The sequence below is a fragment of the Okeania sp. SIO2F4 genome, from assembly GCF_010672385.1.
Classification (GTDB): Bacteria; Cyanobacteriota; Cyanobacteriia; order Cyanobacteriales; family Microcoleaceae; genus Trichodesmium.
Genome location: NZ_JAAHGT010000206.1, coordinates 1 through 12,069, shown reverse-complemented (window position 1 = coordinate 12,069; position 12,069 = coordinate 1). Strand labels below are relative to the sequence as shown.

General features: G+C 37.6%; 8 protein-coding genes. 6 read left to right on the top strand and 2 right to left on the bottom strand.

Annotated features, from left to right (window positions below):
* Nucleotides 1-203: 203 nt before the first annotated feature.
* Complete coding sequence (locus F6K22_RS15090; RefSeq protein ID WP_293099075.1) at nucleotides 204-1,820, bottom strand: NB-ARC domain-containing protein; 1,617 nt, start codon at nucleotides 1,818-1,820, stop codon at nucleotides 204-206.
* A 2,568-nt stretch (nucleotides 1,821-4,388) separates the two neighbouring features.
* Here F6K22_RS15090 and F6K22_RS15085 point away from each other — a divergent pair.
* The 6 genes from F6K22_RS15085 to F6K22_RS42095 all read left to right on the top strand — a co-directional run bounded on the left by F6K22_RS15085 (nucleotide 4,389) and on the right by F6K22_RS42095 (nucleotide 10,626).
* The gene (locus tag F6K22_RS15085; RefSeq protein WP_293099072.1) at nucleotides 4,389-4,904 is read left to right on the top strand and encodes a hypothetical protein; all 516 of its coding nucleotides are present in this window, start codon (nucleotides 4,389-4,391) and stop codon (nucleotides 4,902-4,904) included.
* A gap of 183 nt (nucleotides 4,905-5,087) precedes the next feature.
* Nucleotides 5,088-7,121 carry a DUF6851 domain-containing protein gene (locus tag F6K22_RS15080; RefSeq protein WP_293099069.1) on the top strand — a complete coding sequence of 678 codons (2,034 nt, stop codon included), beginning with the start codon at nucleotides 5,088-5,090 and terminating at the stop codon, nucleotides 7,119-7,121.
* Between the two features lie 246 nt (nucleotides 7,122-7,367).
* Nucleotides 7,368-7,913 carry a ferric reductase-like transmembrane domain-containing protein gene (locus F6K22_RS15075; RefSeq protein ID WP_293099066.1) on the top strand — a complete coding sequence of 182 codons (546 nt, stop codon included), beginning with the start codon at nucleotides 7,368-7,370 and terminating at the stop codon, nucleotides 7,911-7,913.
* A gap of 686 nt (nucleotides 7,914-8,599) precedes the next feature.
* Nucleotides 8,600-10,021 carry a WD40 domain-containing protein gene (locus tag F6K22_RS15070; RefSeq protein WP_293099063.1) on the top strand — a complete coding sequence of 474 codons (1,422 nt, stop codon included), beginning with the start codon at nucleotides 8,600-8,602 and terminating at the stop codon, nucleotides 10,019-10,021.
* Nucleotides 10,022-10,369: 348 nt separating this feature from the next.
* Nucleotides 10,370-10,504, top strand: coding sequence for a hypothetical protein (locus tag F6K22_RS15065; RefSeq protein WP_293099060.1), 135 nt, complete (start codon nucleotides 10,370-10,372; stop codon nucleotides 10,502-10,504).
* Entirely contained in the window at nucleotides 10,504-10,626 is a 123-nt protein-coding gene (locus F6K22_RS42095) for a hypothetical protein (RefSeq protein ID WP_363273607.1), read from the top strand. Before F6K22_RS15065 ends, F6K22_RS42095 begins: the two co-directional genes overlap by 1 nt.
* A gap of 568 nt (nucleotides 10,627-11,194) precedes the next feature.
* On the opposite strand, the gene argC is transcribed toward F6K22_RS42095, so the two are convergent.
* The coding region (gene argC / locus F6K22_RS15060; protein ID WP_293099057.1) for an N-acetyl-gamma-glutamyl-phosphate reductase at nucleotides 11,195-12,069 on the bottom strand (875 nt) is incomplete at its 5' end.

Genomic DNA, 12,069 nt, shown 5'->3' with positions numbered 1-12,069 from the left:
TAACTCTCCAAAGTGGAATTAACAAATTATCTTCAGAGGTTCAATCTGAATTTCTGCAAATTTGGAATGCTTCAGAGGAATAAAAATATTGCTACTTCAGCCAAACAGATATCTTAGTTATTTCCGCTGAAATTTCTCTAAAAGTTCCCGAACATTTTCAAAGGAATAAAAATATTGCCAGTTAAGCCAAACAGATATCTTAGTTATTTCCGCTGAAATTTCTCTAAAAGTTCCCGAACATTTTCATCCGCATATCCAATTTCTAGTTGAGATTTTCCTTCTAGAATTTTCTGAATTTCTTGTAGTCTTGCAATTACCTTTTCGGTACTTCTAAAATCTTCCAGACTGTATAACTTATTTTCAATTAATTTTATAGGAGAGTTAATCTCATTATTCCTATCTGTAAACTTGTGACTCCTCATAAGTTTAATATTTTCCATTGTCTGAAAGCCCTTAATTTCCTGGCAAATATGCTCGACAAATTGATGAAGTACGCATTCCCGAATAGTATGCTGTAAGTTCCAATTAGCTCCTTCTTTCTCAATCATATATCGGTCATTTAATGATTGTAAAGCATTCAAAATATCGTCTATTTGTCGAGGAGGTGAGATGAATTTTTCTTTCAAATTTTCGATAGATAAACGAGATTCCAGAGCTAGCCAATAGACAATTTCTTGTTCTAAAGATGTCATGCGTTTAAACTGTTCTTTTATTATCGCTCCAAACCCCCTAACCACATATGATAATGTTTGATTCAAAATTTCACTCACATCTCCTCCATAAAGTTGTTGAATAGTAGTTGAAATTAATTTCAAACCAAGAGGATTACCTTCATAAAGTTTTATCAAACGGTTCCACATATCTTCTCCAGATAATTTCTTAGCTTCGAGAATTTTTATTGCTTCCTCTTTTTTGAGTCCTTCTAATTTTAAGAAACGAACAGGCTGTATTTTTTCATCTTCTATTTCTTCTTGTGCTAAAAGAGCAATTTCTCTAGGTTTTTCTCTACTTGTAATTAATATGCAGCTTTGATGTTTTTCCTCTCCTAAACGTTTTAAAAGTCTGCCATATCCTTTATCTTTACCTTCATAATATCCAACAAAGTCATTAACCTTTAAAATTGTCTCTAGATTATCCAAAATAATCAAACAACGACGCTTTCTCAAATACTGTATTAACCTCGAAATCATCTCATTTTCTATTTTTTTTCGTTCTAACTCAGTAGTAGGTTCATTTTCTACTTTTAACTGAGTAGTAGATTGACCAGACAAAATATCAATTAAATCCCCTACAATCTTAATAAAATCTGGTGCGTTACGGAGCGATCGCCAGATTACATAATCAAAATTACCTTTAATTCTTTCAATTAATTCAACTGATAAAGCAGTTTTACCAATACCACCTTTTCCCAAAATTGCCAGAAGTTGACACTTACCTTTAATTATCCATGTTTCAATTTTAGTAACTTGTTCTTCTCGTCCATAAAAATTAGTTGGCTGTGGCGCATCTTCCAAATGATAATGCTTACCTTCAGTTTGAAACTCCTGCTTGACTTCGATCTGAGATTGATATTTTGACTCAAGTTGATATTTCAGCTCCATCAACTTTCCCGGACCGCTACTAGTAATACCAAATTTTTTGTAAGCTTTTCCTAGTCTTTTTTGGATAGCGACCTCAGAAATATCTTCTCTCTCAGCTATTTCTTTAATTGACAGACCCTCAAGAGCAACGATCAATGTTCTGAGTTCTTCATCAGACAGCTTAACCTTAGTAGCTTCCGTTGTTAATTGCTTCAAAAAGTCTTGGGGTAATTGAGACATCAATATAGTTTCCTTCCAATATACTTAGCTTCTTTCGAGTATACATATTGCACTGGAATATGAACTGAATTTGACCTAGAAATTTCTACAATCTATAATAGTGCGTAGCGCTAGGGAATAGGGAATAGGGAATAGTAGACTGTAAAAGGGTTTCATGATTTATAAATGTCCTAAGCTTAATGCGTAACGCTATAAGTAGTCGTGCAAAATAAATTTCCTAGTTGAGAGAGGGAACACTTAACTGGGAACAGGGAACAGGAAGAAAGAATTGATAATTTATTGATAAGATTGCAGATATTTAATAGTAATGTGTAATTAATTTTGCTTATTGATTTATACAATTAATTTTGCATAAGCACTTAAAATACCGGATACAGGATTTGAAATTCCGTAGGCAAACCATACAGCAGTTTTCATTTCAGTAGACTACATTAGGGGCGAATAGCCATTTTGCTCCGCAACACTAAACACCCTTACAGACTAAAATCTAACCCCCCGACTACCTATCCCCCTTATACCGTTTCACTAATGTCAGAATTCAGAAGTTAGATTTGATAGGCTAAAAACTTTGACAATACAATAATTTCAGGCAATTATTTGACATTTAAAGTTTGAAACTATTTGTGACATCTTTAAAGTAAAAAAGTAAATTGGTATTACCTCCCTTTGAAAGCTATGCTTTATAAACATCTTTCTTAACATAAAACTTGACAAGTTCAGTCAGTTATGCGTAAGTCTTGAATCAGCTTTTTTCTCAGAAATAGTGTATTGAATTAGACATAAAGAAGTGAGAAATGTAGACAAGATTCTTACTCCCCCCTCCTCCCCCTCTTCCCCCTCTCCCCACCCTCCGACATCCTTATCAGGGATAGCTTTTCAAGGGGGGAGGAGGGAAGGGTGAGTTTCCCCCTCTCCTTGTAGGAGAGGGGTCGGGGGAGAGGTCTTAATTTATGAAACTTACCCAGAAAATAAAACTAGACGCCCTACTACTCAGTTCAGGAAATAACTCATAAGGCTAACCATATATATGATGTTATACATATAAACAATAAGTATACTATGTATATAGGATTTCGTAGTTTTAGCTGTGGACACTAATCATAAATATATAAAACTGAAATACAGCTATAAAGCTTATTGAATAAAAGTTTCAGCCTTAAATAAAAAAAGATCATACAGGGTATTGACATCAATATACTTTAAGTATAGTATAGATACTATTAACTAAGAAGTTAAATTAATAATGACTAAGTTGATACATACAACCGTGTTAGGACGAATGATGAACATCGATCTAGATGACGAAGAAGATGACCCTATTATTGAACCAAAATAGTTGAGAAAATTTAGTTTTCTACTTCTGGTAAATAAACAGGAGAGCGATCGCGAGCGCTCAACAACAGGGTTATATTAAATCTGGTAGTGTCGGTATAAATAAAGCATAGAAACCGGATTTTTATGAAATGCCTTACCTTAGCGGATAATTAATAATTAAATAATTAAATAATTAAACAGTTTAGGTTAAAAGCCTCCCCTTTCAAGGGGAAAAAGCGCTCGGAAAGCGGAGCATTCCGAAGGATGGGATGGCGCACTTCGGAGCGGCTCTGCAAGAGGGGGTTTCCTCGCTAGCCTCCAATCTCCCCTTGAGAATAAATTTTTTCCTTATTGGTCAATCCTCTCCTTAAAAGGGAGAGGTAATTATCCATTATCCATTAATGAATAACATCTGTCTCCCATAAACCCGGTTTCTTATAACACTCCGAAGCAAGCAGATTTGATATTAATACTTACATTTGATGTAAGTCATACAAACTTAACTATTACGCAGAAATTTTTCACTAGGACTGGCGCAGAAACCGAGTCGATCGACGAAATTTTTGAGGTTTGAAAAACAATAATCAGAGTAATAAACCCGGTTTCTTGTTTCGGTGCATAAGTCCTGGTGAATAAAAATTCTCAACCTATACGTTTAAACACAACAATCGGAGAGCAAAATCAAGATGTTTAACTTTAATTTGACTGCTCCTTTAACTACTATAGCAATAACTTTTGAAGATCCTGATAATGATGAAGATGGCAAAGTGATCGGACCCAAGAAAACAGGACTTACGCAAAAGTGCTAATTGTACTGAGAATATCTGAAATAATCACCAAATAATACACCATATATAGCGGTACTGCGTCAGTCCTGTTAAATAGAAAGATGTTTTTTCTATTCCTAGAAAATAATATTAAGCACTCTAGCTATCTTAATCTTTGCTTGTGCATTCACTCTCTAAGAAGTAACAAAAAACAAAAAATACTCAATATTATCGGAGGACAAAATCAAGATGTTTAAGTTTAATTTGACTCCTCGTTTAATGCTATTACTTTCCTTGCTACTACTTCAATTCCCTTAATTTATTTACCTGCTCATGCCAGAGTTTGGCGTTTAAAAGTTTGCAATAAATCCTATGATACCAATTCCCATGCATTAATGCTATACCTGAGTAACACTTCAGTTATTAAGTAGTTAACACAGGCAAAATAACTTCTTCCTTAATTATTAGCCAGTTGAGGATAAACATTATGAAGACAACTTCCAAAATAACCCTATTCCTTAGTCTTTGTATATTAGGTTGTAGCCTTTCTTCCTGTCAAGCAGCTTCTTTTCTTTTGGAGTATCCTTTGGAAAAAATTCTTGATTGCATATTCTTTGAGGAATGTCCGCAACCAAGAAATCTTGAACCTAGAAGTCACATCATTCACCGACCTCCAGCAGAACAAGCGGTTAGAGATTATTATGGCAATATCAACAACAACAACTACCAAACAGCTTGGAACTATTTATCTCCCCAGTTACGACAAAATAGGAAATTCCATCCCCAAGGATACACTTCTTATACCAATTGGTGGAATAAAGTCAGAAGGGTAGACGTGTTAGGTATCTATAGGGTATCAGCCAACCCTTATTATTCCACAGTAGACACAAGATTGCAATACTTGATGTCCTCCAACAGAGAAATAGAGCAAACTCTTCGCTTTTTCTTTGTTTGGGATTCAAATACTAATTGCTGGTTGATTAATCATGTTGAGCGTTTGTAACCAAACCCAAGTCCGCAGCGACTGTAACGGAGTGGAAGGAAGCAATCTCAGAGGTGCGCGGAGATTAATACTGGGCAAACTCTTTGGTAGCAATGACAACTGTATCAACCAGATTATACTTCCGTGAAACGGTATCACTTCACCGAGTCATCAAAATTAATTCTTGACATTAAGGAAAAAAACATGAATAACTCTAACAGAGAATTTCAGCAAATCTCCAACAATACTGACAACAACATCAACCTGACCGTAGATCCTGAAACTCAACTCGTCACAGTAGAAGATGTTTCACCAAGCATTTCCGTACTCTGGGATAGAGCAGTACAACAAGCAGTTATCAACACCGCCCCCGGTCCGACTGTTGCCTCCCGTGCTTACGGTATTCTACACACAGCTACTTATGATGCTTGGAGTGCTTACGACCCATTAGCTACATCAACTCAGCTAGGAGACAACCTCCAACGTCCCCAGTCAGAAAACACCGATGCTAACAAAACCGAAGCTATGAGTTTTGCTGCTTATCGGGTACTCTCTGAACTCTTTCCCACGGAAGTAGAAATTTTCAATGACGTAATGGCAGAATTGAGTTTTTACCCCGACAATACCACCACAGATACTACTACTGCTGCTGGTATCGGTAACGTCTCCGCTGAAGCACTATTAACATTCCGTCGTAATGACGGTTCCAACCAACTAGGAAATGACCCCAATGGAGATGGTACTCCTTATTCTGACATTAGTGGTTATCAACCCATTAATTCCCCTGGAGAAACTACCAACATTGAGTCTTGGACTCCCGAACGAGTACCTATTGATGCTTTACCCGGTCAAGAACAAAGAATACAAACATTCTTAACACCTCAGTGGGGAAACGTCACACCCTTTAGTCTTACTTCTCTGGAAGAAATACGACCAGAAGCACCAGAACCATTTTTACTTGTTCCTGGAGAAGTAGACTTAGAAGCACACACAATTACTTTAGCAGACCAGTCTGTCGTAGGTATTACTCCAGACATTGTGGGTACTATTATTAATCCTGAATTTATCGCACAAACACAAAGAATCGTTGATATCAGTGCTAACCTCACAGACGAACAAAAATTAATCGCTGAATTTTGGGAAGATGGAGGAGGTACATCTTTCCCTCCCGGAACTTGGATGACTTTCGGACAATTAGTCTCAGCTAGGGATAATCATACCTTAGACCAGGATGTGAAACTGTTCTTTAATTTGGGTAATGCAGTATTTGATGCTAGTATTGCTGCTTGGGATGCCAAAACTTTTTATGATTATGCTCGACCTGTACGCACAGTCCGGGAATTAGGAGAACTAGGTTTAATTGGAGAATTTAATCCAGAACTTGGTGGTTTTGCTATTGATGCTTGGGCAGGTCCGGGAGAAGGAACACAAACTATTTTGGCGACTGATTTTCTCACTTATCAAACTCCTGGTAGTGACCCCTCTCCTCCCTTTGCAGAATATGTATCTGGTCATAGTACCTTTAGTGCAGCAGGTGCGGAAATTTTGGAAAGATTTACTGGTAGTGATGATTTTGGTGCTTCTGTAAGTTTTGGAGCAGGAGAGTCTCGTTTTGAACCAGAGGTGACACCAGATGAACCTCTAGTTTTAGAGTGGGAAACTTTTAGCGAAGCTGCGGACGAAGCTGGTATTTCTCGTCTTTACGGTGGCATTCATTTTGATGATGGGGATATAAATGGTCGAGAGTTAGGAAGAGAAGTTGGGGAAAGTGTGTGGTCAGCTACTGAGTCCCTTATTTCTCCTAATGTGACTCTCGGTACAGATGAGAGTGATGAATTAATTGGAACTCCTGGCAATAATTTCATATCCGGTCATCGTCAAGACGATCTAATTCCTGGTGGAGACGGTAACGACTTGCTTTATGGAGGTAAAGGTAACGATACAGTTGATGGCGGTCCAGGTATCGATCTGATTGGTGGTCATCGGGGAGATGATGTTTTGATTGGAGGAACAGGTGGCGATCGCTTTGATTTTGCTGCTAATCATGGAAACGATATCATTGTTGATTTTGAGGATGGAATAGATGCAATAGGTTTAGGAGATGGTCTGAGTTTTGAGCAATTGACTATTTCTCAGATAGGTAATGACACTCGCATTAGTGTTGACGAATTTTCAATTACTTTGCAGGGAATTTCTGAAAGTGTCATTAGTGTTGATAATTTTATTCAGCTTGTTTGAACTCAGTTATCAGTTATCAGTTTGCTACGCAGGTGAAAAGCTTCCCTGGTCGGAACTGCGTTTCCAGTCATTACCAAATCTCTTCTAATTCTCTTCTCTCTGCACCTCCTGACTTCTGAGATTTGACTTTTCACTTTCTTTTGCCTCTTCTTAAAATTAGAGAATTAATAATAATAACAAATTCCGTTTATTCCTTTTTCAAAGAAGAGGCTATAACTTCTCATTGTCAATTATTAATTATTAATCATGTTAGACACAACACCGGTTGCTAATCACTTAGGTTTCTTCGCATTAATCTCCTACATCATCACTTTACTACCAACAACTTTGAGAGTTGTTTTCCCCAGAACTAAAAAAACTGAAATTCCGAAATTGTTACTGAAGTATCGCCGTCAAATTGGTGTAGTTGCATTTTTATTTGCTCTTGGTCATGGAATTTTATTAGTTCGTAAAAGAAACTTTGATTTTTTCGCTCTTCAAACTTATTGGATATATGTACAAGGAGTTGTAACTTTCATAATTTTCACCCTACTAACAATTACTTCTAATGATTGGAGCGTGAAAAAGTTGAAGAGAAATTGGAAGAAATTACATGAACTAACTTATCTAGCAATGTTTCTCTTAGTCTGGCACGTCATCGACAAAATGTGGGGTCATTGGAGTTATGTTACTCCATTTGGAATTTTGGGAATTACCACCATAACAATTTTATTTATTGTCAGAAGATTGAGAGAACGCAGAAACAAAGTGTCAAAACTCAAGAGTATTAAGCAATTAACAATTAATAATTAAGCACCATTACAAAGTCATCAAAATAATTAGGTTTCAAACCCCGCATTTTAAGGTAAAATATTTTTTGAGGCTTGCTCAAATCCCCATTACAAAAATAACTTATATTATGTCCGCTTGAATAGTTATAATTAAAGTTTGTAGTAGGGCTTGAGCAAAAAGTATGTATCGGGCTGAGAGCTTTACTACAAACAAAAACTTTTTTTATCACTGATTATCCGGACATGATATTATGACTTTTTATTTCGTTAATTACCTACCATGATTTGATGTTAAGTATAGAGTAGAAAAGATTTATTCTGACAAAGTGTTTAATTTATTTTTTCTATCTGCTTAACAATCATATCTCCTTAAAAGCAATAGGATTGATTTAAATGAAAAAAAACTTTTTTCTGGGAAACGGAAAACTTTAAACCGGAATTATGAATTATTGAAGTAGCAGTCAGCACTCAGCTAGCCTCTTTCAGAGGAGCTGCCTCTTACAGAGGAGCTTCGCTAACGCTAACAGCAGTCAGCTTATTCAACGTGTATAATGGGGGATTATTTCCCCCCACGCAAAGCGCACCACTAATTTTTTCGCTCCTCTTGTGGGGGACCGTTACCCTCGAATTGAAGAGCGCTCCAGCTAAATGCGCTCAAGCTGATAGCTAGTTAATTATTTTTCATATTTTTGAGAGGATAACTGAACAATGGTAGAATTAAAATCTCTACTAAACCCACCTTTTTTCCGGAAATATTCTACAGTAATAGCATTAACTATTTTCACAGGAATTGGAAGTTTTGGGTTATGGCATTCGCACATTAATTCAACCAACAATTCTCTTCAGAAAACACAAGCACAAACCAGTTCTGAGAAAACTATTGCCCAAAATCTGGGATGGGTTTATACAGTTGCTATCACCCCTGATGGTCAAACTTTAGCTAGTGGTAGTTATGGTGGTGTCATCAAAATTTGGGATTTCAACAATAATAAGTTACTTCATACCATCAATGCTCATGCTGATGCGATTGAATCTATTGCTATTAGTCCAGACGGCCAAATTCTTGCTAGTGGTAGTTGGGATAACCACATTAAACTTTGGGAGCTAACTAATGGTACTCTCATCCGAACTCTTGGGAGTCATATTGATGATGTAAAAGCTATAGCTATTAATGCTGATGGTCAGACTCTTGCTAGTGGTAGTTATGATGGGATGATTAAGCTATGGAATCTCAAAACTGGTTCTATTGACGATAGCTTTCAACATTCAGCTCCTATAACTTCTCTAGCTTTTAGTCCAGATAGAAAAATTCTTGCTAGTGGGGGTAAAAAAGGTAAAATCAAAACCTGGCAGTTAAATACAGGTAAACAACTCCATTCATTAGCAGCACATCAAAATACAGTTTGGGCGATCGCTTTTAGTCCTGATGGTAAATTTTTGGCAAGTGGTAGTCAAGACCGAACTATTAAGTTATGGCAAGTAGATACTGGTCAGCTACAAAGCATTTTAGAGGGTCATTCTCAGGCAGTTTTATCTGTTGCTTTTAGCTCTGATAGCAAAACTCTTGCTAGTGGTAGTTACGATAGAGATATTCATCTGTGGGGGATAGATACGGAAGAACTACTGGAAACCTTGACTGGTCATTTATCGGCAGTTTGGTCTTTACAGTTTAATCCTGATGGGAAAACTCTTGCTAGTAGTAGTGCTGATGGCACTATTAAATTGTGGTCTGTATCTAGTTCGAGTAGTAACGAGTTAGAGAATGCAACTCAACCATCTGTTTTGAAGAAAGAAGCAGAGATAGCTATTGTTTCAGAGATTACTGATATAGCTCAGTTAGAGAAGTTAAACCAAAAGCTGTATGACAAAATTGACCAAAGTTGGCAACAGACTCCTACTTGGTATGAAGATTTAGTCTTTCGGGTGAGAATAAATGAGGATGGAGCAATAGTTAGTATTGAACCTATAAATCAATCTGCTCAAGATTATGCAGGGCAAACACCTTTACCTCAGCTATTAAGTAATGCTAATTCTGAAACCATAACACAGAAACAATCTTTAGCACTATTCCGGGTGGTAATGACTCCAACAGGTGTACTTGAGGTTAGTCCTTGGCATGGTTGGTTGTAGTTTTAATTAGTTCAGAATCACAGTTTTTTTATTTCAAATAAACTATAAAGGAGTTATATATGGAAGTCGAAAATTGCCAAGTTCATCCTAGTATGTGGAGAAGTAATCGACTTTTATTTAAGCGTTGCTGAAACCTTGGGATGAATCTTTGCACAAAAGGTAAATTCCATCTTTTACTTCCTCTTTCTCTAAAGCTATAATTCCAGGAGGCAAAAGACCCAACGCCCCCCACACGGACCACACTAATTCCCATGCGCAAATATGCAACGCCTTTATTTATTATCTATAGCAATCAGGAATGAGATGTGAGAAAATAAAAAAGAAGTAAATCTAAACTAACAAACTAACATGGAAGAATTAGATGTCTTTATCAAGTCGAATCCTGACCCCAGAGAGTTAAAACGAGCCATGGCTGTTAGGATGGCATTAAGAGAGCATCCACTTTACAACAAGGACTACTTAGCAGATACACAAACGAAGTAATGCAAATTCATATTCGTAACATTCAAATTCAACACAATATGATAGAACGTTTGTTCAATATTGGCACTATTAAAATAGCCTGTGCTGTAATATTTTTGTTATATAGCAGTCGCCATTACTAGCGCGGACATTCTCGCTCCTCTCAAATTTAGTCCGTGCTGCTTTCTTTAACTTCTGACTTCTGACGCGCGTAACTTCTAACTTCAGCTATAAGTCTCGAGCAAGGTTAGTAGGTGGCATAACACCACCAAAAACTAACTAACCAATTACCAAACACATATCTGGGCGCAGATACACTTTACATCCTCCCGTAGCTGCTCTACGAGACAGCCGTGGATTCCTAACCATCGCGCTCTTAAGGCTTTCTGCTGCCTCTTTACAGAGGAGCTGCGCTTTTCATGTCGCGTTTCATGTCGGCGACAGCCGAAAAGCGAAACAATCCACCAGCCTCAGAGTTCGAGCCTCTTTCCGGTCTAAAAGCGCGCTCCTAAAGACTTGCCAGCGCAGTTTTGGGGATCTCCCCCATGAGCAACTGGCGCTGATACTGCTAGCCCAGCAGCCTTAATTTAACTGCCATAGCACACTATTGGTAAAACCGCATGGATTGATTGCTTTTTCCATGCGACGCTCCCGTGACCGGAGAGCGCAGGTCTTCAACCAACCTTTAGATAAAACAAGAAAACTATACCATCAGGGATAAAAGCTCAACTGGGGCAACCCCAGAGTTTCTTCCCAACCCATCATCAAGTTCATACACTGAACTCCTTGTCCAGCTTGACCTTTGATCAGATTATCAATAACTGACATGATAATAACTCTATCCGTACGGTGATCGACTTCAATGCCAAGATAACAGAGATTAGTGCCACAAACCCATTTAGTTTGAGGATAAGTGCCACTGGGTAACACCTTCACCCAAGGGCAATTACGATAAAAAGCATTGTAAATAGTCAACAAGTCTTCTCGTACCAACCCAGGATCTCGGAGGGTACCATAAACTGTAGCTAATATTCCCCGTACCATTGGCATGAGATGGGGAGTAAATTGCACTTTCACATCATAACCTGCTAAGTTACTACAAATTTGTTCAATTTCTGGGGTATGTCGGTGACTAGCTACTCCGTAAGCACCAATAGAATTATCAGCTTCAGCTAGTAACAGATTAATAGCTGCTTTTCGTCCACCTCCGGATGTGCCTGACTTGGCATCAATAATTGCAGTTTCCGGTACTATCAAACCCTGTTTAAATAGTGGGGCAAGTGCTAAGAGACTAGCTGTAACATAGCAACCAGGACAACCGATAAGTTTAGCATTAGCTATGCGATCGCGATACAATTCTGGTAAACCATAAACAGCAGTAGCAGCTATATTTTTGTCTGTGCGTTCCCCACCATACCAAGATTGATAAGTCTCAAGATCGGCAAACCGATAGTCAGCAGATAGGTCTAATACTTTACATCCTTTTTCTAATAAAGTAGGTGCCATTTTCCAGGCTAAACCATTGGGTAGGGAGAGGAAGACTACTTGACATTTACTGGAAATTTTGTCCAACTCAATTGGCTCTA